The sequence below is a fragment of the Streptomyces albus subsp. albus genome, assembly GCF_000725885.1.
GTDB classification, from domain to species: Bacteria; Actinomycetota; Actinomycetes; order Streptomycetales; family Streptomycetaceae; genus Streptomyces; species Streptomyces albus.
The window spans coordinates 1-23,617 of sequence record NZ_JODR01000044.1; the positions used below are offsets into that span (position 1 = coordinate 1).

Consider the following 23,617-nt stretch of genomic DNA (forward strand, 5'->3'; position numbering starts at 1 on the left):
CGCGGACGGCTCGTGGACCCTCACCATCACCAAGCTCTGAGGCGCGGCACCGCCTCAGCTGTGACGCGCCGGGCCGCACCGAGGTGAGGCCCCGCGAACGACGGCCCCCGTCCCTCTTCCTGAAGGGACGGGGGCCGCTCAAGTGGGGCTGCGGGGCGCCGCCTCAGCGGTCGCCGGACAGCAGGGCGAGCACCTTCGGCCAGGAGTCGGCGCGGGCCCGCTGGTCGGCGTGGGCGGTCCGGGCGACGGCGCCGTTCGCGCCGCCCTCCTGGCCGGGCTGGGCGAGGGGGAACCAGTTCACGTGGTGGCCGGCCTCGGGGTAGAGGAGCTTGCGCGCGCCCTGCCGGGCCATGCGGTCCGCCGAGTCGGCCGAGCCCCACATCTTGTCGTTGCCGCCGGCGACGGCGAGCACGGTGCCGCGTACCCGGTCGAGGGGGAGGGGGCCGGTGGGCACGGGTTCGCCGTGGTCGGTCCAGGCCGTGGTGCCGCTGGGGTAGGGGCCGTTGACGTTCGCGGAGGGCGCGTAGGCGATCACGTCGTGGAAGACGTCGGGGTGCCGCTGCCCCAGCAGTTGCGCGGCCTCGCTGCCGCGGGAGTTGCCCATCACGGCGAGCCGGTCCGCGTCGGCGCCCGGCTGCTTGCGCAGCAGTTTCCCGGCGCGGGTGAAGTAGTCCAGGTCGATCCGGTCGATGGCGTTCGGCCGGCCCGAGCCCTTGCCGCAGCGGAAGTAGCACACAGACATGGCCGGATGGCCGTGCGAGGCGAGCAGCGCCGCCGTGTAGGTGCCCGCGTTGCCGCCCTCCGAGCCGCCGAAGACGAGGACGGGTGCCTTGCGTCCGCCGCCCTTGCGCGGCAGGTACAGATCCCCGTCGATCCCGTCCCGGGAAACGGTCAGCCCGCGGTGCGTGGTGCCTTCGGTCAGCCACTGGCGGACCAGATCGCGGCGGGCGACACGCTCGCCCTTGTCGCGGCCCGACAGCGCGGTGGCGGTCAGCCGCACCCGGTAGGAGCGCTGGGTGCCGGGCGGGCCGGGGTGGTACGAGAACGTCTTGCCGCTGCCGATCAGCTCGGCGCTGCGCCCGCCGGTGGGCAGCATGTCCTCCAGCAGCCGTGCGGTGCCGCCGGTGCCCAGGTCGAGGGTGCCGCGGCGGTCGGCGGTGCGCCGGACGGTGGCGGCCCAGTGCGTCCCGTGCCGGTCGGTGGCCTGCGCGCGGACCGCGACGCGGGTGCGGGGCGCGAGCCCGGTGAGGCGTACGGCCACGGGGTCGTCCGCGCGGGCTGTGGGCGCGGTGGCGTGGAACCGCACCCCGTGCACGCCGGTGGGCTTCGCGGGCCGTCCCGCCGTGCTGTCGCCTCCGCTGCCGCAGCCCGCCGCGGTGAGTGCGAGGGCGAGTGCTGCCGTCACTGTTCCGGTGATCCGCATCCGTCCCATCGGCCGCACGATACGCACCCGCCCAGCGCCCCGGCCACCGGGCCCGGTGGGAACGGCCGACAGGGGAGCCCGGCGCCGCCGACGCTGCGGAGTCCCGGTTCGGCGACGGTCAGCCGGGGGAGCCCAGCGGTGCGCTGCCTCCGTCGGGGGCGCCCTCGTCCCCGTCGTCGTGGGTGCGGGAGGTCTCGGCGCCGGCCGGGCGGCCGGGTGCGGTGTCGTCCTGCTGCCCGGCCGGCTTGCGCGCGGTGAAGTTCCGTACGCCGGGCACCGCCGCGGTGGCCGCGCCCGCCCCGGTGAGCACGGCCGCCGCCGCGAGCGGTACGCCCGCGCCCCAGTGGCCGGCGGCCCAGGGGGCGAGGGCGTAGCCCAGGGGCATGGCGCCCAGGGACAGCAGCCAGTCGTAGGAGGTGACCCGGGCCAGTGCGGTGGGCGGGACGGCGTTTTGCACGGTGGTCTGCCAGACGGGGTTGAGGTAGCCGAGGCCGGCGGTGGCCACGCCGTAGCAGAGGACGGCGACGGGGGCGGGGGCGGGGAGCGCGAAGGCGGCCAGTGGCAGGGCGAAAAGTACGCCGAGCAGGTTGGCCGTCAGCACGGGGCGGCGGGGGTGGTGGCGTGCGGCGAGGGCGTTGCCGGCCAGCAGGCCCACCGCACCGGTCTGCACGGTGGCGACCCAGATGCCTTCGCCGCCGAGCCGGCCGACGGCCACGGCCGGGCCGAGGACGAGCAGTACGCCGAGGCACAGGTTGGAGACGGCGTGGGCCAGGAGGCTGGGCCAGTACCAGTCGCGACCGATCACTTCGCGCCAGCCTTCGGCCAGATCGGCGCGGAAGGAGCGTTTCGGCAGCGGTACGTGGGCGACCCGCAGGGCGGCCAGCAGCCCGGCGCTCACCGCGAAGGTGGCCGCGTCCAGCAGGAAGGCCCAGCCGGGTCCGGCCGTCAGGACGAGCACTCCGGCCAGGGCGGGGCCGCCGAGCCGGCCGGCGCTCTCGGCGGTCGCCATCAGGGCGTTGGCGCGCTGCCTTCCTTCCGGTTTCACGGTGCCGGCCACCAGCGGGTACTGGCAGGGCATCGCGAACGCGGAGGCGGCGCCGCCGATGGCCTCCGCCACCGCGATCACCGTCAACGACGGGTCGCCGCCCAGCAGTTGCAGCCCGGCCATCAGCTGGGAGGCGCATCTGACGAGGTCGGTGCCCAGGGCGACGGTGCGGGCCCGGAACCGGTCGGCGAGCACTCCGCCGACGGGGAGCAGCACCAGCCGGGGCAGCATGGCGCAGCCCAGTACGAGGGCCAGTGCGGAGGTGGAGCCGGTGGCCCGCAGGACGGCGAGGGCGAGGGCGGGCGGGATGACGGCGTCACCGATCAGGGAGAGGGTCCGGCCGGTGAACAGCAGCCGGAAGTCGCGGGAGCGCAGCGGGCGGGCGTCGGCGGGCGGCGTGGACGGCATGTCCGCACGGTACGGGGGAGGGGTGGGCGGGGGTGGCGGTATCGCCGGTAGCGTACTCGTGTCAGGCAGCCTGACATGCTTCGGGTGCCGAGGCGCGCACGAAGCCCCGCGGCGACGTGACCCGCCACGAGACCGACAGCCCGCCCCCCCCACAGGAGCACGAATGACCATCGAGTACGCCACCCGCTACCGCGCCTCCTCCCGCATCCCCGCGGAACCCGGCAAGCCGTACGTCATCGAGAAGGGCGAGGGCGACCGCGCCCACCTCTTCGGTGACCTCGTCACCGTCTACGCGGGCGGGGAACAGACCGAGAACACCTTCAACTTCTTCACCGTCGAAGGCCCCCGCGGCGACCTCATCCCCGCCCATGTCCACCCGGACACCTACGAGGTCTTCTACGTCACCCACGGCGCCGTCCGGCTGTTCGTCGAGGACACCGAGGGCAACCAGCAGGAACGTCTGCTCACCTCCGGCGACTTCGGCTTCGTCCCCAGGAACTGCCCCCACGCCTACCGCATCGAGCGCCACCACAGCCAGGTCGTCGGCGTCGCCGCCGGCCCGGGCGGCACCTTCGAGAGGTTCTTCGAAACCCTCGGCGCGCCCACCGACCGGCACGGCCTGCCGCCCGAGCCGGTCGTACCCGCCCCGGAGGCGTTCGCTACCGTGCCCCATCAGTACGACGTGCGCTTCCTGCCCGACCACCAGTGGAGGACCCGGTGACGCCGCCCCACCCCGACCTGCTGCGGCGCATCCAGGCCCCGCACCCCGACACAGCCCCGCTGCCGCCCGCCGCGCGCCTCGCCGACGGCGTCCGCCTGCTGCGCGGCGTGCCCTACCACGTACCCGAGGGCGGCCGGCCCCTCGAATGCGACCTGTGGCTGCCCGCCGACGGCACGACGGACGCACCCCTGGTGCTCTTCCTGCACGGCGGTGCCTGGCGGCGCGGACGCCGCGACGACATGGGCATGCGCACCCGCGACTGGGACCCGGCGCCCTTCGCCCGGATCGCCGCCGCGGGATGCGCCGTCGCCAGTGCCGACTACCGGCTCAGCGGCGAGGCCCGCTTCCCCGCGCCGCTCCAGGACGCGCAGGCCGCACTGCGGTGGCTGCACCTACGCTCCGGCGAACTGGGGACCGACCCCCACCGCACCGTTGCCTGGGGCGAGTCCGCGGGCGGACACCTCGCCGCACTGCTCGCCCTCACCCGGCCCCGGCCCGCCCTGGCCGGCGCCGTCGTCTGGTACGGCCCCAGCGACCTGGCCACACCCCGCGGCGGCTTCGACCCGGGCAACCCCGACACACCCGAGGCCCTGCTGCTCGGTGCGGCCCCCGCCGCCGTCCCCGAGCAGGCCCGCGCCGCGAGCCCTCTGGCGCAGGCGCATGGTGCCGCGCCGCCGTTCCTCCTGTGCCACGGCGCGGAGGACACCATGGTGCCGCCCAGCCACAGCGAGGAGCTCGCCGCCGCGCTGCGGGCCGCCGGCGCACCGGCCGAACTGCGGCTGGTGCCCGACGCCGACCATGGCTGGTACGGCGCGCCCGAGGCCGCGGTCGCCGCGGTCTTCGCCGCCTCCTTGGACTTCGTCCTGAGCCGGAGCCGGGCCGCCGGCGACAACGGCACCCGCTGACGGTCCGCCGCCACCCGCTTCCCGCCGCCGAAGACGGAAAAGCCCCGCCCCCGCGCCCGGTGAGGGGCGCGGGGGCGGGGCGAGGCCGTCGGCTCCCGGCCCGCGCGGGGCCGGGGCCGTGCGGCTCAGAAGCGGCGGGTGATCAGCGCCCGCTTGACCTCCTGGATGGCCTTGGTCACCTCGATACCGCGCGGGCAGGCGTCCGTGCAGTTGAACGTGGTGCGGCAGCGCCACACGCCGTCCTTGTCGTTGAGGATCTCCAGCCGCTGCTCACCGGCCTCGTCACGCGAGTCGAAGATGAACCGGTGCGCATTGACGATCGCGGCGGGCCCGAAGTACTGGCCGTCGTTCCAGAAGACGGGGCAGGACGACGTGCACGCCGCGCACAGGATGCACTTGGTGGTGTCGTCGAACCGCTCCCGGTCCTCGGGGGACTGGAGGCGCTCACGGGTCGGCTCGTTCCCGGTGGTGACCAGGAACGGCATCACGTCACGGTAGGCCTGGAAGAACGGCTCCATGTCGACCACCAGGTCCTTGAGGACCGTGAGCCCCTTTATCGGCTCGACGGTGATCGGCTTCTCGGGGCCGATGTCCTTGATCAGCGTCTTGCAGGCCAGCCGGTTGCGGCCGTTGATCCGCATGGCGTCCGACCCGCAGATGCCGTGCGCGCAGGAGCGGCGGAAGGTCAGCGTGCCGTCCAGCTCCCACTTGATCTGGTGCAGCGCGTCGAGGACGCGCTCCTTGGGGTCGATCTCCAGCGTGAAGTCCTGCCACCGCGCCTCGTCGGAGACCTCCGGGTTGAACCGGCGGATCCGGAAGGTGACGGTGATCAGGTGCGCGGCACCGCTGTCGGCGGCGCCGGAGGGAGAGCCGGAGTCGTTCTTTTCCAGCGTTGCGGTGCTCATCAGTACTTACGCTCCATCGGCTGGTAGCGGGTCTGGACGACCGGCTTGTAGTCCAGCCGGATCGACTCGGTGCCGTCGTCGCCCACCTCGCGGTACGCCATGGTGTGCCGCATGAAGTTGACGTCGTCGCGGTTGGGGTAGTCCTCGCGGTAGTGACCGCCGCGGGACTCCTTGCGGGCGAGCGCGGAGACGGCCGTGACCTCGGCCAGGTCGAGCAGGTTGCCCAGCTCGATGGCCTCCAGCAGGTCGGTGTTGAACCGCTTGCCCTTGTCCTGGACGCTGATGTCGCGGTACCGCTTGCGCAGGGCGCCGATCTCCTCGACGGCCTCCTTCAGCGTCTGCTCCGTGCGGAAGACCATGACGTTCTTGTCCATGCACTCCTGGAGCGCCTTGCGGATCTCGACGACACGCTCGTTGCCGGTGGCGTCCCGCAGGTTCTCGATCTCGTCGAGGACGAAGCGGGCCGGGTCCTCGGGCAGCTCGACGTAGTCGGCGGTGGCCGCGTACTCGGCGGCGGCGATGCCGGCCCGCCGGCCGAAGACGTTGATGTCCAGCAGCGAGTTGGTGCCCAGCCGGTTGGCGCCGTGCACGGACACGCAGGCCACCTCGCCGGCCGCGTACAGGCCGGGCACCGGGGTGGTGTTGTCCTGGAGGACCTCGCCCTGCACGTTGGTGGGGATGCCGCCCATCGCGTAGTGCGCGGTCGGCTGGATCGGCACCGGGTCGGTGTACGGCTCGATGCCCAGGTAGGTGCGGGCGAACTCGGTGATGTCCGGCAGCTTGGCGTCCAGCTGCTCCGGCGGCAGGTGGGTGAGGTCGAGGTAGACGTGGTCGCCCTCGGGCCCGCAGCCGCGGCCCTCGCGGATCTCGGTGTAGATCGCGCGGGAGACGACGTCGCGGGAGGCGAGGTCCTTCATGACGGGCGCGTACTTCTCCATGAAGCGCTCGCCGTCCTTGTTGCGCAGGATGCCGCCCTCACCACGGGCACCCTCGGTGAGCAGGATGCCCATCTTCCAGATGCCGGTCGGGTGGAACTGGAAGAACTCCATGTCCTCCAGCGGCAGCCCGCGCCGGAAGGCGGCGGCCTGGCCGTCACCGGTGAGGGTGTGCGCGTTGGAGGTGACCTTGAAGAACTTGCCGTTGCCGCCGGAGGCGAAGACGACGGCCTTCGCCTGGAAGACGTGCACGTCACCGGTGGCCAGCTCGTAGGCGACGACGCCGGCGGTCTTCTTGACGCCCTCGTCCTCGTTGAGCAGCAGATCCAGGACGTAGAACTCGTTGAAGAACTCCACGCCCTCCTTGACGCAGTTCTGGTACAGCGTCTGGAGGATCATGTGACCGGTGCGGTCGGCCGCGTAGCAGGAGCGGCGCACCGGGGCCTCGCCGTGGTTGCGGGAGTGCCCGCCGAACCGCCGCTGGTCGATCTTGCCCTGCGGGGTGCGGTTGAAGGGCAGACCCATCTTCTCCAGGTCGAGGACGGAGTCGATGGCCTCCTTCGCCAGGATCTCGGCGGCGTCCTGGTCGACCAGGTAGTCACCGCCCTTGATCGTGTCGAAGGTGTGCCACTCCCAGTTGTCCTCCTCGACGTTCGCGAGGGCCGCGGCCATGCCGCCCTGGGCCGCACCGGTGTGGGAGCGGGTCGGGTAGAGCTTGGTCAGCACCGCGGTGCGGCTGCGCTTGGTGGCCTCGATGGCCGCGCGCATGCCGGCGCCGCCCGCGCCGACGATGACGGTGTCGTACTTGTGGATCTTGACGTTGTGGTTGCTCATCGGGAAAACCTCAGCCTTCGTCCCCGGTGCGTCAGCGGATGTTCGGGTCGAAGGTGAAGATCACCAGCGTGCCCAGCAGGACGGTGAAGACGGTGGCCGCGTACAGCAGCATCTTGAGCCAGAAGCGGGTGTTGTCGCGCTCGGCGTAGTCGTTGATCACCGTGCGCAGCCCGTTGGCGCCGTGCAGCATGGCCAGCCAGAGCATCAGCAGGTCCCACACCTGCCAGAACGGCGAGGCCCAGCGGCCCGCCACGAAGGCGAACCCGATCTTGCTCACGCCGCCGTCCAGCACCAGCTGGATCAGCAGGTGGCCCAGGACGAGGACCACCAGCACGATGCCCGACAGCCGCATGAACAGCCAGGTCTGCATCTCGAAGTTGCCGCGGGACGCCTTCGGCGTCTTCGCGGTCCGCTTGCGCGGCGGCTCGATGACGGGAGCCGGGTGGTCCACGTCGTACAGCGCGACGCTGTCGGCGGGGCCGCCGGGTTCGTCGGTGGTCTTCGATTCGGTCGTCTCGGTCGTCGACATCACGCATCAGCTCCCGAACAGCTCGCGCAGCGTGTGCTGCAGCACCGGGTAGAAGGCACCGGCCATGAGGACGATCCACACGCCCATCACGGTCCACAGCATCTGCTTCTGGTACCTCGCACCCTTCGACCAGAAGTCCACCGCGATGACCCGCAGGCCGTTGAGCGCGTGGAAGAGGATGGCGGCCACCAGGCCGTACTCCATCAGGTTGACGAGGGGCGTCTTGTAAATGGCGACGGTGTCGTCGTACGCCTCGGGTGAGACACGCACGAGCGCGGTGTCGAGGACGTGCACGAACAGGAAGAAGAAGATGAGGACGCCGGTGACTCGGTGAGCCACCCAGGACCACATTCCTTCCCGGCCGCGGTACAGCGTTCCAGCCGGCACGGAAAAACCCTCCGGGAGCGGACATTGGGGCCTGCCGGCTTCGAGGTGTCGGGCGGGCCCGGCCGGGTACGGTCCACCGGCCTCGGTCATCGTAGCGACGGGGTGTCGGCACGTTCGCCCAGGGGTGTGCAGGTGTGATCAATCAGGCACGGACGGGCTATCCGGGTGTGAGGCCCGCCACTCCCTTGTCTCAGCTGCCGCGGGTGGCCAGCCGGCCCAGCCGGCCGCGGGCGAGGCGGCGCAGTTCCTCGGCGGTGACCGCCCACTCCTCGTCCACGTCGTTGTCCAATCGTGTCCGAATCCCCGCCAGGACGTGATCCAGGCGTTCCTCCGCGGCGAGTCCGTCCAGGCAGCAGAGGAAGGCGTGTCCGAATTTGCGCTCGTAGGCGCCGTGGGCGGCGCGCAGCGCGGTGTGGGCGGCCAGGGCGCCGACCGGGGGCTCGTCCCCGGTGGGGTGCGCGTCGGGTTCCCCGGCCAGGGCCTCGCGCAGGTCGGCCGTCGTCAGGTCGTAGCTGGCCTCGTCGGCCGCCGCCAGCAGCGCCTCGACGTCGGGGTAGGGGCGGTGCCGGGCTATGCGCTCCGCCCAGCGGCGGCTGGCGCAGCAGCACAGGAGGAGGCGCACGGCGGTGGCGGCGGTCGCCGTGTTGAGCTGGTCCAGCGGGGACCGTGTCTGCGGCTGCGACAGCGTGGGGTGGGTCATGCGCTCCGTGGAGTAAGAGAAGATCATCCCGGTGCGGGCGGCCCGGAGTGGCCACGCTAGCGACGGGTGGGATGTGCCCGTCAGCTCGTCCGTATTTTTCACCCGTAAGGGAACACGAGGAAGCGCATAGCTGACGGGGGACAGTCCGAAAGGGAAATACCGTACTCGCATGGGACAAAACTGCTCGAAGAAGTCCGGACGGGCGACCGGCGCCCCCGGCGCGACGCTGGCCCTCGTGCTCGCCGTCGGGCTGGTCGCACTGACCGGCTGCGGCGGGAACGGTGACGGGGACGACGGCGGGGAGACGGGACGCGGTTCCCGCTCGTCCGCCTCCGGCGACGGTTCCCAGCCACCACCGCCCACGGGCCCGGACCGGGTCGGGCCGTCCCCCGTCGCCGTGCCCTCCGTACGGTCCTGGCACGCGGTGCGCGGACCGGGGTGGAAGCGCACCAAGGACACCAGGGTGGTCACCGACACCGCCTCCCTCAAGGACGAGGCGAAGCTGCTCGCGGACGAACTCGGCGTGAAGACGGCCGCCGGTCCCGCGCACACCTGGGACATCGAACTCAAAAAGGGCAAGAAGCACACCAAGGGTCGGGAGAGTTACGAACTCGTCAGCCGGGACGGCCGCATCACCATCACCGGCGGCGGTGACGCCGGCGTCTTCTACGGCACCCGCACCCTGCTCCAGACCCACCGCGCCCAGGGCCGGTTCGCCGAGGGCACCGTCCGCGACACCCCCGACCGCTCCCAGCGCGGCTTCTCCCTCGACATCGCCCGGAAGAACTTCAGCGCCGACTGGATCAAGGCCCGCATCCGCGAGATGGGCGAGCTGAAGCTCAACCAGCTCCAGCTGCACCTCTCCGACGACCAGGCGTTCCGCGTCCAGAGCGAGACCCACCCCGAGATCGTCTCCGACCCGCACCTGACCAAGCGGCAGGTACGGGAGATCGTCGAGCTGGCCGCCTCCCGGCACATCACCGTCATCCCCGAGATCGACTCGCCCGGCCACCTCGGCGCCGTGCTCAAGGCCCACCCCGACCTCCAGCTCAAGGGCGCCGGCGGACAGACGCCGCGCGGCGCGGTGGACATCGCCAACCCCAAGGCGGCCAAGATCGTCGACGATCTGCTGGGGGAGTTCGCCGACCTGTTCCCCGGCAAGTACGCGCACGCCGGCGGAGACGAGTACCAGGCCCTGATGGCCGAGAACCCCGAGCAGACCTACCCGGGCCTCGCCAAGAAGGCGCGGGAGAAGTTCGGCAAGGACGCCAGGATCCAGGACCTGGCCACCGACTGGCTCAACGACCGTGCGGCGACCCTGCGCAAGCACGGCAAGACCCCGCAGGTGTGGAACGACGGCATGCACCGCGGTGGCGTCGTCAAACCCTCCAGGCCCCGCCAGGTGGCCTACTGGACCGGCCGCGAGATGGGCCAGCGGGACCCCGCCGAGTACCTGCGGGAGGGCTGGCAGGTCGTCAACCTGAACGACGAGTACCTGTACTACGTCCTCGGCCAGCCCAACAACTTCACCTACCCCACGGGCAAGCGCATCTACGAGGACTGGACCCCCGCCGTCGTGCGCGGCACCCGGCCGGTCCCCGACAAGTGGGCCGGGCCCGAGCACATCCTGGGCGGCCGGTTCGCCGTGTGGGGCGACCTCTCCCACGCGCAGACCACCGAACAGGTCGCCCGCGGCATCCGGCTGCCGCTCGCCGCCACCGCACAGAAGCTGTGGGACCCGCGCAAGCCCAAGCGCACGTGGGACGCCTTCGTCGAACTGGTGGACCGCGTGGAGCCGTCCGGCCGCTGACCCGGCGCCGCCGGCCGCGGCGGCCGGCGGAACACCGCCCGCGAAGACGAAGACGACCGGGGTCGCCACCCCCCACAGGAGAGACCCCGGTCGTCGTCGGACACGGGCTCACTACGCCAGCGGCTCGCCCGTACTCTGCTCAGCGTCGGTGCCCCGCAATGTGTTACGCCGTCATGTCACCGGCGTTTCCCGGCACCTGCGGCCGGGCCCGCGACCACGGCACGCTGACGCCCGGCGACCGCCTCCTCACACACCGCGCACCCCCGCCCCCGCCCCTGCCTCCGGCATGGACGAGCGTGCACACTTGGCCTTAGCGTGCTCATCGCGCCGCGCCGAGGACGACCGGCCCCGGCGGCCGGCCCGCGGACCCTTCGGCGGCCCGACCGCGACCGCGGCCGGCGGCGGCGCACGGCACAGAGACCTTCCGCAAAGTGGGGCGAGTACGAGCGTGCAGGGGGACGACGCGCAGCTGACCGCTGCGGTGCGCGCGGCACAGGAGGGGGACGAGGCCGCCTTCCGTACCGTCTACCGCGCCGTGCACCCACGCCTGCTCGGCTACGTCCGCACCCTCGTGCAGGACGCCGACGCCGAGGACGTCGCCTCCGAGGCCTGGCTCCAGATCGCCCGTGACCTGCCCCGCTTCACCGGGGACGCCGACCGCTTCCGCGGCTGGGCCGCCCGTATCGCCCGCAACCGCGCCCTCGACCACCTGCGCATGCGCGGCCGGCGCCCCGCCGTCGGCGCCGACGAGAGCGAACTGGCCGGCCTGCCCGCCGGCGCGGACACCGCCGACGAGGCGCTGGAAGCGCTCGGCACCAGCAGCACGATGGCGCTCATATCCCAACTCCCGCGCGACCAGGCCGAAGCCGTGGTGCTCCGCGTGGTCGTCGGACTGGACGCCAAGAGCACCGCACAGGTGCTCGGCAAACGCTCCGGCGCCGTCCGCACGGCGGCGCACCGGGGGCTGCGCAAACTGGCGGAGCTGCTGGAGGAGCGGAACGGGACGCCCACCGGCGAGCCGAGCGGAACCGCCGACGGCAGCACCGGCGGGCGCGGCCCAAGGCCCCTGCCGGGCGGCGGCACGGGCAAGGGCAGGGCACGCGGCATGGCGCGGGGTGTGACGCATAAAGCCACACGAACGCTGAGGGAAACGTGATGGCGGACGACCGGTACAGCTGGCTGGACGAGGAGATCGCGGAGCGGTTGCTGCGGGGCCTGCCGGTCGACGCACACGACGGCGGCGTCACCGGGCCGCACGACGGACCCGGCACCGAAGCGGAAGCGCACGCGGCGGCACGCGCCGCCACCGGGAGAGGGCACGACGGGAGCGGCGCCCCGGGCACGCAGCCCGGCCGGGAGCGCCCCGGCGGTGTGCCCCGCGACGACGCAGGCGCCGGGCGGCGCGGCCCGGGAAGGTCACCGGACGGCGCCCGGCCCGCAGGACGAAGAGCCGGCGGGCGGTTCGCCCTGCTCTCCGACAGGAGGTTCCGCGCCGAAGGCCGCGCCACGGCCGCCCGGCTCGCCGCCGCCCTCGACGAACTGGCCGCCGCCCACACCGCCCCGCCCGCCCCTGCCGGCGGCACGCCCGCCGAACTGCCCGGCGAGTCCGCCGCCGTGGCCGCGTTCCGCGCCGCCCGCGCGGCCACCGCGCCCTCCGGCCCCGCCGGACTGGCTGACACCACCCCGGCGGACGGCCCCCCGGCCGCCGCCCGCGCCGACGAGCGCGCCGGCGGCCGAACGGCCCGCACCCGCACCGCCACGCAGGGCGGTACGGGCGACGAGAGCCGCAGCCGCACCCGCTCCCTGCTGACCGGCAGGCCGCTGCGCGCCGGATTCGCCGTCGCGCTGGCCGGCTGCGCGCTCGGCGGCGTCGCGGTCGCGGCCGGCACCGGCGTGCTGCCCACCCCCTTCACCGGGAAGGACACGCCCGCCGCCACCGTCTCCCCGGCCGCCACGCCGCACGGCCACAAGCACGGCCACGGGCCCGGGACCGGCGAGGAGGAGACCGGCGCCGAGGGCCCCGACGGCGGACGCGACCGCACCCGCGAGCCCCACGACGACCGGGAGAGCGGCGACGGCAGCCGCGACGACGACTCCGAGCGCGGGACGGACCTGGCCGGCGGTGAGGGCCGGCCGGGCAAGGACCACAAGGACGGCCGCAAGGACGGGCACGCCGGCCGGAGCCCGGGCAAGGGCAAAGCCGTCGACAAGCAGGCCGTCGCCGCCGCCCTGTGCAAGGCGTACGCCGACGGCAAGCTGGAGGCCGACGACCGCAGGAAGCTGGAACGCGCGGCCGGCGGCCGGGCCGTCGTCCGCGCGTTCTGCGCCCGCTACGGCCCCTCGGACGGCAACGGCCACCACCCCGGCGGGAACGGCGGGGGCCAAGGCGGCGCCCCGGGCGGCCCCGGCCACGGCAACGGCGGTTCCGACGGCTCCTCCGGAGGCGGAGGCGGCCACCCTCCCGTACCCGGTGACGACTCGGGCGGGGACACCGGCGGCTCCGACGGTACGGGCGGCACCGGCGGCGCGCCCTCCGTCCCCGACGACCCGGACGAGGGCGCCGCGAGCGGCGGCGAGGGCGCCGTGACGGGCGCCACATCAGGACAGTGAACAACAGGTGTGACACTTTCGCGGCACCCAGCGCTGTAGAGAGTGAGCCGACTGGTCATCGGCGGCGCGGTTAAGCCCGAGGTTCCCCCCGTACCTCCGGGTTCGCGCGACGGCGCGGGCGGGACACGTTCCCCCGGTCCCGCCCGCGCCCCTTCACTTCGGTCCCCGGCCCCTCTCCCGGCCGGGGCCCGGGGGCCGCCTCGCGGACGGTGCCCCCGGCGCCGGCGGCGGCACCTGCCGCCGGGCACATGTCACTTGTAGACGATCACCTTGTCGCCCGGCCGGATCTCGGCGAACACCTTGGCGATCGTCGCCTTGTCGCGGACGTTGACGCAGCCGTGCGAGGCGCCCGCGTAGCCGCGGGCCGCGAAGTCCGCGGAGTAGTGCACGGCCTGACCGCGGCTGAAGAACATCGCGTACGGCATCGGCGTGTCGTACAGCGTCGAATGGTGGTGGCGGCTCTTGAAGTTCACCTTGAAGCGGCCCTCACGGGTCGGGGTGTACGCCGACCCGAACCGCACGTCCATGGCCTGGCGTATCTTCCCGTCCACCATCCACACCGCAGTCCGGCTGCTCTTGCTGATGCACAGCGCCCGCCCGGTGGTGCAGCGCGGATCGGGCGCGGCCGGCGGCCGGCTGGTGGGCGGATACAGCTCCATGCGGGTCGGCTGCCGGGTGCGGGCGCGCAGCGCGGTGAGCACCGGATCGGTGACCTTGCCCGTGGGGGCGAGGCCGTGCTTCTTCTGGAAGGCGGTGACCGAACCCGCGGTCACCGAGCCGTAATAGCCTGTCGGGTTCCGCCCGAAGAGCCCCAACTGCCGCAGCCTGGCCTGGAGATCGCGTACGTGGTCGCCGCGCGAGCCGGGCGCCATCCGCACCACCGTGCGGGCGGCCGGGCGGGCGGGCTTCGGCTGCTGTTCCACCCGCGGCGGGGCCGGCTCAGCGGGCGGGGCGCTGTGCGTGGGCGGCGCCGACGGCTTCGACGGCGGCGCGGCCGGTGCCTTCTGCGGCGCCTGGGAGATCTTGATGAGCGGCCCGCCGGCCCCCGTCTCCTTGGCCTCGCAGCCCGCGACGGCTCCCGCCGTCAGCACCACGGCCGTCGCGGCGACGAGTCCGCGGCGGGCCGTTCTTCCCCTCCTGCGCATCCCCATCCCCCCGGAGGTTCGACGGACGTACGGGACATCACTGCCCAGCGCGCCGCCCTCGCGAACCTGAACGGGGCGGGTGATGCCGGGGCCCGGCGGCCACCGGCCCCCTCCAACGCCCTTGACGTGCGGCGTGAAAGAGGGCTTCGGGGAAGGTGTGGGAGAGGACACTGATGCGGCGTCGCATCCCGCACTGTCCGCACGCCTGGCCGTGGAACGGGCCGGCCCGCCGCAGACATTTCCGCCGCACTCGTCGGCCCCGGGGATCCGCCCGTGGGCGTCAACTGCTGGGCTCCGTCGGCAGCGGACCACTGGTGGTCTTTCTCGCCGCCCGGTTGAGGCCGGGCGGCGAGGGTGGGAACGGTGGCCGCCGGGCGTCTGAGGGTGCCCGGCCCGTCCCCCGTGCGGGCCGGGCGCCGCCCGGTCAGTCCTGCTGAGCGTCTTCGGCGGTCTCGGCCGGGGCCGCCGCGACGTACTGCTCCGACGCCTCCTTGGTGACGCCGAGGCCCCCGAGGAGGCCGGGCGCCTCCTGGAGCGACTCGTACTCCAGGAGGGCCAGCAGAAGATGTCCGGTGCCGACGTGGTCGTGGCCCAGGCGCAGGGCCTCACGGAAGGTGAGTTCCAGCGCCTTCTTGCCGCCCGCGTCGTAGGGCACGAGCGCGGGCACCTCGTCGGCCGCCGGGGGCAGCACCGCGGTGGCCGCCTCGCGGACCGCCTCCGGGGTCACGCCCTGCGCGGTGAGGGCCCGCACACCGACCGTTTCGGGGCCGGCCAGCAGGCCGAGCACCAGATGGACGGGGCCGATCTCGGCGTTGCCTGCGGCGTGGGCCTCGTTCTGCGAGGCCATGACGGCGTTTCGGGCCGACGTGGTGAAGCGGCTGAACCCCTCCCCGGCGTCCAGTTCCGAGGGGGCGCCGGGGTCCTTGGCGACGAACCGCTTCTGGGCTGCCTGACGGGTGACGCCCATGCTGCGGCCGATCTCCGTCCAGGAGGCGCCGGAGCGCCGGGCCTGGTCCACGAAGTGGCCGATCAGATGGTCCGCGAGCTCCCCGAGGTGGTCGGCGGCGACCACCGCGCCGGTCAACTGGTCGAGGGCGTCGGTGTGGACCTTCTTGATGGCGTCGATGAGGTCGTCGAGACGGACGGGCTGCGTCATGGTCACAGGGGTTTTCGCCATGTGGCAACCCTAGGTTGACAGCTCAAGCAGCGTCAACCCTGGGTTGACAACCTCCGTCGCGGGAGAGGCCGGCGAGGTAGGCGCGGACCTCCTCCGCCTCCCCGGTGGCCAGTGCCACATAGCCGTCGGGACGGATCAGATAGAGCCCGCCCGCCGCATACGCGTCCGCCGGAGGGATCGCGTGGGTGCGCACGTACGACGGGAGGTCCGCGGGCGGGGTCGCGCCGCCCACCGCCAGCAGCGTGGCGTGCGGGCCCCGCAGCAACTCGAAGACGCGGCCCGGAGCATGATCGGGCAGGTGCGCGTCCGGGGCGCGGTCGCCCGGTGCGGCGCCACCCGGCGCCGGGCCGGCCGGACGCCGCGTCAGCGGACTGTCCGGATAGCCCAGCTCCAGCTGGTGGGTCTCCGGGCCCCGGCGGGCCGCACCGCCGTGCAGCCGGGTGGAGAGGCCCAGCACCCCGGCGGCCAGCGGGGCGCGCTCGGCCTCGTAGCTGTCCAGCAGCCCCTCGGCCGCCTGCCCGCGCAGTACCAGGCCGAGCTTCCAGCCCAGGTTGTAGGCGTCCTGCACCCCCGTGTTGAGGCCCTGGCCGCCTGCCGGGGAGTGGATGTGGGCGGCGTCGCCCGCGAGGAAGACCCGCCCCTCGCGGAACCGTTCGGCCATCGCCGCGTTGACCCGGAACTGCGAGGAGTACAGCACCTCTTCGAGTCGGCCGGCCTCCAGATCCGTACGGGCTGCCAGCAGTGCGCCCAGGGCCTGCCGCACGGAGTCGTCGCCGCCTTCCGTGCCCTCTGCGCCCTCCAGCGTCGCGGGCCGGGCGACCAGCTGGAAGGCGTCGGTGCCGGCCAGCGGGCACAGCGCGAGCATGCCGTGTTCCTCATCGGACCAGACGTGCCAGTGCGTGCGCTCCAGCCCGGCGATCCGTACGTCCGCGACCACGAACGGCTCGGGATCCACGGTCTCGCCGTGCATGGCGATGCCGAGCGCGCCCCGTACGGTGCTGCGTCCGCCGTCGCAGGCCACGACGTACGCGGCCCGCACCGTGCGCCCGGTCGACAGGCGCGCGGTGACGCCGGCCGCGTCCTGCTCCAGTCCGGTGAGCGCCGTCTCGAACTTCACCTCGCCGCCCAGTGCCCGCAGCCGCTCGTGCAGCAGCAGCTGGGTGCGCCACTGGGGGAGCATCAGCGGCTGCGGGTAGGGGGTGCCGGCCCCGGGCGCGGCGCGTTCGACCAGGTCGTGCTCGGCGGGCGGCTGTCCGGGGCGCCGCACCAGCATCGGGGGGTAGGGGCCGCCCGCCGCCAGGGCGGCGTCGGCGAGCCCCAGGTCGTCGAGGACCTCCAGGGTGCGGGGCTGGATTCCCTTGCCGCGTGAGCCGGGGAAGAGGGCCGGGCCGCGCTCGGCCACCCGTACGCCGATACCGCGTCGGCGCAGGTCACAGGCGAGGGTGAGTCCGGTGGGGCCGGCGCCGACGATGAGCACCTCGGTCACGGACGGGTCCTTAACAGCGTTAAATGAAGCCACGGCGGAAGCATGGGCTTAACGCCGTTAAACTGTCAAGGGTGAGCCCGACCGACCCTGCCAAGCGCCCCGCGCAGCGCCCTGCGGAGCGCCCCGCCAAGAAGAAACCGGCCTCCCCGCGGCTGGACCGCACCCTGGTCGCCGAGACCGGACTGCGGCTGCTCAACGAGACCGGACTGGAAGGGCTCAGCCTCCGCCGCATCGCCAAGGAACTGAACGTCCAGGCACCCGCCCTCTACTGGCACTTCGACAGCAAGCAGGCCCTCCTGGACGAGATGGCCACCGTCATGACCCGCGACCTGCTCACCCTCGCGGACGAGATCGCGGACGAGACCGTGCACAGGTCCGGGAACGGGCCGGTCGCCTGGGACACGCTGATCGGCGAGAGCATGCGGCACCTGCGCCGCGCCCTGCTGCGCTACCGCGACGGCGCCAAGGTCTACAGCGGCACCCGACTGACCACCACCGAGCACGGAGCCGCCCAGGAACGCGCCCTGCGGGTGATGACCGACGCCGGCTTCAGCCCTGGCGCCGCCGCCCGCGCCTGGGCCACCGCGTACAGCTACACCATCGGCTTCGTCATCGAGGAACAGGCCGTCCAGCCGCTCCCCGGCGAACGCGCCCCCGGCTACGACCCCGCCGACCGCGCCGCCCGCATGGCCGAGCACCCCCTGGCCGCCCAGGTGAGCGCCGACCTGTTCGCCGACTACGACACCCGCTTCGAAGAGGGCCTCCACACCGTGATCGAGGGCATCCGCGTCACCGTGCTGCGGACCTGACCCGTCCCTCCCGGCCGTACGGGGCGGGAGGGGCGGAGGCGGGTCCTCCGGGTCCGTCCTCCAGGTCCGTCCTCCGGGCCCCTCCTCCGGGCCCTCCGGGCTCTCCTGGTTCTCAGCCCAGCGCCGCGCGCTTGAGGGCCCGCGCCCGGCGGGCCACCCGGCGCACCGCCGGACTCCGCGGCACGAACGCGAACTGCCGCGGCACCGCGCCCGGCAGCGCCAGCGCCGTCAGCCGGCGCCGTTTGAAGTAGCGGCGGGTGGCGGGCGACAGATGCGCGGCCAGATAACGTTCGGCCTCCTGGCGCAGCCCGGGAAGGACCTGCGGCTGCATGCAGAAGCCGACCGCCCGCACCAGCCCCGTCAGCTCCGGCCCCGACAGCGGCGTGAAGTCCTCCTGATCGCCGTCCAGTTCCGGCACCAGCGCGTCCACCAGCGTGACCGGGACGCGGTTGCTGTTCTCGTACGGGGTCACCCGCTCCAGCAGCAGTCCGGTGCCCACCCGCGCCACCGGCAGGCCGTACAGCCGGGCCGCCGTCAGCAGCGCCGTCGAGAAGCAGCCCACCACCAGCGCCGGGCGCACCCTCTCGTACAGCGCCTCCGCCAGCACCGGCTCGGACAGCACCGTCAGCGTGACGCCCAGCTCGCCCGCCTCCTTCTCCAGGGCGCGCGCGAACCGGGCCGGCGCCACCGGATGGGGCTTGAAGACGACCTCCCGGTGGCCCCGGGCAGCAGCCCTGCGCAGCATCCGCAGGTGCAGCGCCTCCTCCTCGTCGTCGGTGAGGATGTCCAGCGCCGACAGATACTGCCCCAGCAGCAGCGCCCCGCCCTCGGGCACCCCGTCCGCCGACGGCGGCAGGTCCCGCGCCAGTTCGGCCAGCACGGCACGGAAGGCGTCACCGGGTACGACCTGGGCCGGCACCCCGAACTCCGTCAGCAGCAGCGGCGCCAGCCCGGGCACCAGATCCGGGTGGAGGAGCCGGCGCACCCGCCCGCCCACCAGCGGGTCCAGCTTGTTGCGGGTGGGGCCGTAGCTCATCAGCCCGTCCGCGTACACGTCGATGGGCGCGTCCGGGAAGAGCCGGGCCACCGCCAGCGCCGGGTCCACCTGGATCGACTCCAGCACGAGGGACACCTCGTCCTCGGGGCCGTCGCCCAGGTGCCACAGATCGCGCAGGAAGCGTTCCCACAGCGGGGCGTCGTCCCCGCGCGGCGACCAGCCGCCCGGGTGGAAGGGGCGGATCGTCTCGTTCCACGACAGCACCCGGTCGAACCGGCCGCGCAGTCGTGCGAAGCCCGGCATGGCGTCGAGCGCGGGCGTCGTCTCGGGGACGGCGGCGTTGTTGCTGACGAGCAGCAGCCGCTGGTCGGCGGGGCCGAAGCAGCCCGCGTCGAGCGCGGCGGCCAGGGTCGCGGCGCCGTAGAGGGTGGAGGCGAAGAACAGTTGGGTGCGCATCAGGCGGCCACCTCCGCACCGTCGCGGCCGTCGCGGCCGGTCTTGTTGTCCTGGCCGGGCCGGCTGTCCTGGCCGTCACTGCCGCCACTGCTGGTGCTGCCGGTGCCGCTGTCCCGGCCGGTCACCTCTGTGGGTGCCGGCCCGTGTGCCGCCGGGCCGCCGGGGGGCGGTGGCGCCTGGCGCACCGGGCGGCGCCGCAGCCGCCGCAGCCGGCCGGCCCGCTCGGTGTCCATCGAGTCCAGCGCCTCGGTCAGCAGCCGCGGCGGCAGCCGCCTGAGGGCCGCCGCGCTCATCGACCGCAGCTTGCGGGCCACCTGCGGCTCGAACCGGTCGCTGGTCAGATGGTGCGAGATGATCGCGCAGTAGGTGCGGACCGCCTTCGGCAGCAGCGCCTCCGCGTCCCGGTCCCGCGCCGTCTCCTCGACCACCTGGTCGAACGCGCGGATGAAGTCCAGCTGCCGTACGTCCCCGATCTGCGTCAGCGACGAGGCCACCCCACGCCGGTAGAAGACGCCCAGCAGGCCCACGGTGGCGAACGAGTCCGCCTCCCGGTGCAGCCGCCAGATCCACGGCCGGTCCTCCGCGGTGCGCAGCCCGTCGGTGAAGTGCAGCAGCCCCTCGTCCAGCAGCCGGCGGTGGTAGATCCCCGCCCACGCGTAGGCGTAGTCCACCGACGTGGTGCGCTCCGCCGGCAGGATCGCGCCGCGCGGATCGTCCACCACCCCGCGCCTGCCGTGCGGCACCCGCACCAGCGTGCGGGAGCGGCCGGTGCAGCGCACGTGGTCGGTCCGTACGAAGTCGCAGCCCAGCCGCTCGATGCAGCCGACCAACTGGTCGTAGTAGCCGGGCGCCAGCCAGTCGTCGCCGTCCAGGAAGGTGATGAACTCGCCGTTGGCCCTGTCCAGCCCCGTGTTGCGGGCGGTCGCCAGCCCGCTGTTCGCGGCGTGCCGTACCCGGATCACCTGCGCGGCCTGTCCGAGTTCCTCCTCGGCGCGTTCCAGTATTTCCGCGGTTCCGTCGCGGGAGGCGTCGTCCACCAGAATGAACTCGTAATCCCGGTGCGCGTTCGCCCGCAGACTGCGCAGCGTTTCCGCGGCGAATGACTGAACGTTGTAAAACGGCACGATGACGGAGAGCTTGACCACCCGACGGACGGTAGGCGCCCCGCCCCGCCCCGTCTTGACCTGCGGCGGGCGGGAGAGTGAACGCCGCGTGGCGGGATGGTGAACGGCGCGGAGGAATGATCGCGTTGGTCATTCGTCGGCTCGCTGTTAACCGTCTGTTGCCTTCACGTTGGGCCGCCTTGCGGAATCCCTTCCTAACGTCGGCGACGTGCCGTTGCAAAAAACCCTACCCCCCGCGGAATCACCGGATACGCAGCTTCCGGCGTACACGGACACGCCCGATGCCGCGTACGCCCCGGAGCCGGCGGACCTGCCGCACACCGTGCGGCGGATCGCCGTCCTCGCGGATTCCGACACCCGGTGGAAATGGGGAGCCCTGACCGCCCGCCGGCTGGCGCCCCGCGCCACCATCGACGGGCTGCTGCTGCGCGGCCGGGCCACCCCCACCCCGCGCCAGCTCGCCGAGGTCGGCGTCACCGTGGAGAGCCTGCGCGAGGTCACCACCGGCGAGTTCCTGGCCGCCGCCACCGAGCCGGGGGCCTACGACGTGATCGTCCTCGCCACCGTCGGCGGCGCCGTCCAGGCCATGCTGCACGGGCTCGGCCGCGCGGTCACCGGCACCGGCCCGGCCGCCACCGGCCCCGGCCCCGCCCGCCGGCCCGTGATCGTCACCGGGTACGTCGGCGTCGTCTACGAGAAGCTCACCGACGGACTGCTGCTGCGGCACGGCGCCGACGTCGTCCTCGCCAACTCGCCGTACGACGCCGAGCGCTTCCGCACCGTCTACGAGGGAGTGGGCGCCGACCCGGGCGGAGTTGTCACCTGCGCCCTCCCGTTCCTCGCGGGCCCGCCGGCCGAAGGGGACACTCCGGTGGCGGCGTCGGCGTCCGGGGCCGCCACCGGGTCCGCCGAGGCGGTTTCCGGGCCGGCGACCGGGTCCGCTCCCGTAAGCGCGTCCGGGGGTGCGTCCGGGGATGTGGACAGCGGCCGGTTCACCGTCGTCTTCGCCGTCCAGCCCTCCGTACCGGCCTCCCGCGCCGACCGCGCCTACCTGCTGCGCCGCGCCGCCGCCCACGCCCTGCGGCACCCCGAACGGGACGTGCTGATCAAACTGCGCAGCAAGCCCGGCGAACACACCACCCACATCGAGGAAGAGCCCTACCAGAAACTCGTCCGCAAACTGCCCGGCGGTACCGGCCCCGACGGCGGCCTCCCCGCCAACTGCCGCCTCGTCTACGGCAACATGGGCGAACTCCTCGACCGGGTGCGCCGCACCGGCGGACTGCTGGTGACCGTCAGCTCCACCGCCGCGCTCGAATCCCTCCACCGGGGGGTGCCCACCGCCGTCCTCACCGACCTCGGTGTCCGCGAAGCCCTCGGCAACCACTACTTCACCGGCTCCGGCTGCCTCGCCTCCTGGGACGAACTCGACGACGGGCACCTGCCCGAGGCGGACGAGAAATGGGCGCTGCGGCAAGGAGTACGCGGCGACGACGGCTTCGCCGCGGCCCGGGAACGCGTCGCCGCGCTCGCCGCCCGCGCCGCGGCCGACGGGCTGCCACCGCTCATGCCGTACTACACCGTGCGCACCGCCCCCGGCTATCTGCCCGGCATCCTGCGCCGCTACGGGCTGGCCCCCGACGGCACCCCGCTGCCCGGCACCGCCGTGCAGGACACCGGCCGCGGACGCGGCCTGATGCGCCGCGTCGTCCGCGAGGCGGCACGCGGCGCCTACCGGCACGGCGTCCAGCGCGTCGCCCCCCTGATCCGGAAGGCGGGAGAACTGTGACCCGACGACCGCCCGTCCCGCGCGCCGCTTCCCCGGCCGCTCCCTCGCCTTCCGCCCCGCCTCCTTCCGCGACCCCCTCGTCCTTCTCCGACCCGGCCTCCGTCTCGTCCGCTTTCCCGTCCACCGACCCGTCTCCCTCTGGAGCCAGCATGTCGCCAACCCCCGTCGTCCTCGCGGTGATACCGGCCCGGGGCGGGTCCAAGGGCGTGGCCGCCAAGAACCTCGCGCCCGTGGCGGGCGTCCCGCTCGTCGCCCGCGCCGCCCGGGAATGCCTGGCCGCGCGGAACGTCACCGACGTGGTCGTCACCACCGACGACCCCGCCATCGCCGAAGCAGCCCGCTCGGCCGGTGCCGAGGTCGTCGAACGCCCCGCCGACCTCGCCGGGGACCTGGCCAGCAGCGAAGCCGCCGTACTGCACGCCATGGACGTCTACGAGAAACGGCACGGCCTGCCGCTGCACACCGTGCTGCTCGTCCAGTGCACCAGCCCCTTCCTGGTGCGGGAGGACGTGGAGGCCGTCACCGCCGCCGTCGTCGACGACGGTGCCGACAGCGCCCTGACCGTCGCCCCCTTCCACGGCTTCCTGTGGCGCGACGGCGCGGCGCCCGGCGGTGAGGGCGCCGCCCGGCTGCCCGGCGGGGCTCCCGGCAACGGCGCCGGACCTGTGGAGGTGGGCGGCGCGCACGGCGTCAACCACGACCACGCCGTGCGGCTCCGCCGCCAGGACCGGCCCGAGGACCTGCTGGAGACCGGTGCCGCCTACGCCATGGACGCCATCGGCTTCCGCGAGGCCGGGCACCGGTTCTTCGGCCGGATCGCCCTCGTACGGACCGACCCGGCCCGCGTCCTGGAGATCGACGAGCCGCACGACCTCGACCGCGCCCGCGCGCTGGCGCCCCTGCTCGACGCACGCCGCGACGGGCCGGGCAACCTGCCCACCCGCGAGGACGTGGACGCCGTCGTCCTCGACTTCGACGGGACGCAGACCGACGACCGCGTCTGGATCGACGCGGACGGCAGGGAGACCGTCGCCGTGCACCGCGGGGACGGCCTCGGCGTCGCCGCGCTGCGCCGCGCCGGGGTCGAGGTCCTCATCCTGTCCACCGAGACCAACCCGGTCGTCGCCGCCCGCGCCGCGAAGCTGCGCGTACCGGTGCTGCACGGCATCGACCGCAAGGACCTCGCACTCAAACAGTGGTGCGAGGAGCGGGGCATCGCGCCCGAGAGGGTCCTGTACGCGGGCAACGACGCCAACGACCTGCCGTGCTTCGCGCTGGCGGGCTGGCCCGTCGCCGTCGCCGACGCCCACGACATCGTCCGCGCGGCGGCCCGCGCCGTCACCACCCGGCCCGGCGGCGCCGGAGCCGTCCGCGAGATCGCGGGCTGGCTGGTGGGGGCGGAGTTGGGGGTTGGGCTGGGGG

The 23,617-nt window shown here is 73.7% G+C and carries 20 protein-coding genes; 8 read left to right on the forward strand and 12 right to left on the reverse strand.

Translation table 11 applies throughout. From position 1 onward, the window contains the following. Nucleotides 1-163: 163 nt before the first annotated feature. Together IO40_RS0131705 and IO40_RS0131710 are read right to left on the reverse strand one after the other, a co-directional pair. The gene (locus tag IO40_RS0131705) at nucleotides 164-1,432 is read right to left on the reverse strand and encodes an acyl-CoA thioesterase/bile acid-CoA:amino acid N-acyltransferase family protein (protein ID WP_016469333.1); all 1,269 of its coding nucleotides are present in this window, start codon (nucleotides 1,430-1,432) and stop codon (nucleotides 164-166) included. Nucleotides 1,433-1,541: 109 nt separating this feature from the next. Then, entirely contained in the window at nucleotides 1,542-2,876 is a 1,335-nt protein-coding gene (locus IO40_RS0131710; protein WP_031176605.1) for an MFS transporter, read from the reverse strand. A gap of 163 nt (nucleotides 2,877-3,039) precedes the next feature. On the opposite strand from IO40_RS0131710, the gene IO40_RS0131715 reads away from it, so the two are divergent. Together IO40_RS0131715 and IO40_RS0131720 are read left to right on the forward strand one after the other, a co-directional pair. Continuing rightward, entirely contained in the window at nucleotides 3,040-3,597 is a 558-nt protein-coding gene (locus IO40_RS0131715; protein WP_016469335.1) for a quercetin 2,3-dioxygenase, read from the forward strand. Next, complete coding sequence (locus IO40_RS0131720; protein WP_031176606.1) at nucleotides 3,594-4,502, forward strand: alpha/beta hydrolase; 909 nt, start codon at nucleotides 3,594-3,596, stop codon at nucleotides 4,500-4,502. The genes IO40_RS0131715 and IO40_RS0131720 overlap by 4 nt, the downstream gene beginning before the upstream one ends. 125 nt (nucleotides 4,503-4,627) lie before the next feature. Here the strand turns inward: IO40_RS0131720 and IO40_RS0131725 are convergent, their stop codons facing one another. From IO40_RS0131725 to IO40_RS0131745, 5 genes are all read right to left on the reverse strand, one after another. Further along, nucleotides 4,628-5,407 carry a succinate dehydrogenase iron-sulfur subunit gene (locus IO40_RS0131725; RefSeq protein WP_016469337.1) on the reverse strand — a complete coding sequence of 260 codons (780 nt, stop codon included), beginning with the start codon at nucleotides 5,405-5,407 and terminating at the stop codon, nucleotides 4,628-4,630. Continuing rightward, the gene (gene sdhA / locus IO40_RS0131730; RefSeq protein WP_016469338.1) at nucleotides 5,407-7,176 is read right to left on the reverse strand and encodes a succinate dehydrogenase flavoprotein subunit; all 1,770 of its coding nucleotides are present in this window, start codon (nucleotides 7,174-7,176) and stop codon (nucleotides 5,407-5,409) included. The genes IO40_RS0131725 and sdhA overlap by 1 nt, the downstream gene beginning before the upstream one ends. Before the next feature lie 31 nt (nucleotides 7,177-7,207). Continuing rightward, nucleotides 7,208-7,705 (reverse strand): succinate dehydrogenase hydrophobic membrane anchor subunit, encoded by a 498-nt coding sequence (locus IO40_RS0131735; protein ID WP_016469339.1) that lies wholly within the window; start codon nucleotides 7,703-7,705, stop codon nucleotides 7,208-7,210. Between the two features lie 6 nt (nucleotides 7,706-7,711). After that, nucleotides 7,712-8,092, reverse strand: a complete 381-nt coding sequence (sdhC, locus tag IO40_RS0131740) for a succinate dehydrogenase, cytochrome b556 subunit (RefSeq protein ID WP_016469340.1) — start codon at nucleotides 8,090-8,092, stop codon at nucleotides 7,712-7,714. A gap of 190 nt (nucleotides 8,093-8,282) precedes the next feature. Continuing rightward, nucleotides 8,283-8,792, reverse strand: coding sequence for a 2-oxo-4-hydroxy-4-carboxy-5-ureidoimidazoline decarboxylase (locus tag IO40_RS0131745; protein WP_041969044.1), 510 nt, complete (start codon nucleotides 8,790-8,792; stop codon nucleotides 8,283-8,285). Nucleotides 8,793-8,961: 169 nt separating this feature from the next. Here IO40_RS0131745 and IO40_RS0131750 point away from each other — a divergent pair, with 169 nt between their 5' ends. From IO40_RS0131750 to IO40_RS35160, 3 genes are all read left to right on the forward strand, one after another. Further along, nucleotides 8,962-10,602, forward strand: coding sequence for a beta-N-acetylhexosaminidase (locus IO40_RS0131750; RefSeq protein ID WP_016469342.1), 1,641 nt, complete (start codon nucleotides 8,962-8,964; stop codon nucleotides 10,600-10,602). A 448-nt stretch (nucleotides 10,603-11,050) separates the two neighbouring features. Continuing rightward, entirely contained in the window at nucleotides 11,051-11,758 is a 708-nt protein-coding gene (locus IO40_RS0131755) for an RNA polymerase sigma factor (protein ID WP_031032312.1), read from the forward strand. After that, on the forward strand, nucleotides 11,758-13,212 hold the full coding sequence (locus tag IO40_RS35160; RefSeq protein ID WP_051719353.1) for a hypothetical protein: 1,455 nt from the start codon (nucleotides 11,758-11,760) through the stop codon (nucleotides 13,210-13,212). Before IO40_RS0131755 ends, IO40_RS35160 begins: the two co-directional genes overlap by 1 nt. A gap of 251 nt (nucleotides 13,213-13,463) precedes the next feature. Here the strand turns inward: IO40_RS35160 and IO40_RS0131765 are convergent, their stop codons facing one another. From IO40_RS0131765 to IO40_RS0131775, 3 genes are all read right to left on the reverse strand, one after another. Continuing rightward, nucleotides 13,464-14,357 (reverse strand): L,D-transpeptidase family protein, encoded by an 894-nt coding sequence (locus tag IO40_RS0131765; RefSeq protein ID WP_016469345.1) that lies wholly within the window; start codon nucleotides 14,355-14,357, stop codon nucleotides 13,464-13,466. Between the two features lie 424 nt (nucleotides 14,358-14,781). Beyond that, on the reverse strand, nucleotides 14,782-15,534 hold the full coding sequence (locus IO40_RS0131770) for a Clp protease N-terminal domain-containing protein (RefSeq protein WP_016469346.1): 753 nt from the start codon (nucleotides 15,532-15,534) through the stop codon (nucleotides 14,782-14,784). A 22-nt stretch (nucleotides 15,535-15,556) separates the two neighbouring features. Next, a complete protein-coding gene (locus IO40_RS0131775; protein ID WP_031176608.1) occupies nucleotides 15,557-17,020 on the reverse strand; it encodes an FAD-dependent monooxygenase in 1,464 nt (487 codons plus the stop codon). Nucleotides 17,021-17,043: 23 nt separating this feature from the next. On the opposite strand from IO40_RS0131775, the gene IO40_RS0131780 reads away from it, so the two are divergent. Then, nucleotides 17,044-17,829 carry a TetR/AcrR family transcriptional regulator C-terminal domain-containing protein gene (locus tag IO40_RS0131780; RefSeq protein WP_106967482.1) on the forward strand — a complete coding sequence of 262 codons (786 nt, stop codon included), beginning with the start codon at nucleotides 17,044-17,046 and terminating at the stop codon, nucleotides 17,827-17,829. A 112-nt stretch (nucleotides 17,830-17,941) separates the two neighbouring features. Here IO40_RS0131780 and IO40_RS0131785 read toward each other — a convergent pair whose 3' ends face one another. Together IO40_RS0131785 and IO40_RS0131790 are read right to left on the reverse strand one after the other, a co-directional pair. After that, complete coding sequence (locus IO40_RS0131785) at nucleotides 17,942-19,282, reverse strand: polysialyltransferase family glycosyltransferase (RefSeq protein ID WP_031176610.1); 1,341 nt, start codon at nucleotides 19,280-19,282, stop codon at nucleotides 17,942-17,944. Further along, a complete protein-coding gene (locus IO40_RS0131790) occupies nucleotides 19,282-20,427 on the reverse strand; it encodes a glycosyltransferase family 2 protein (protein WP_016469350.1) in 1,146 nt (381 codons plus the stop codon). Before IO40_RS0131790 ends, IO40_RS0131785 begins: the two co-directional genes overlap by 1 nt. Nucleotides 20,428-20,737: 310 nt before the next feature. On the opposite strand from IO40_RS0131790, the gene IO40_RS0131795 reads away from it, so the two are divergent. After that, complete coding sequence (locus tag IO40_RS0131795; protein WP_031176611.1) at nucleotides 20,738-22,195, forward strand: DUF6716 putative glycosyltransferase; 1,458 nt, start codon at nucleotides 20,738-20,740, stop codon at nucleotides 22,193-22,195. A 149-nt stretch (nucleotides 22,196-22,344) separates the two neighbouring features. After that, nucleotides 22,345-23,617: acylneuraminate cytidylyltransferase (locus IO40_RS0131800; RefSeq protein WP_031176612.1), on the forward strand; the 1,273-nt coding region annotated here is incomplete at its 3' end.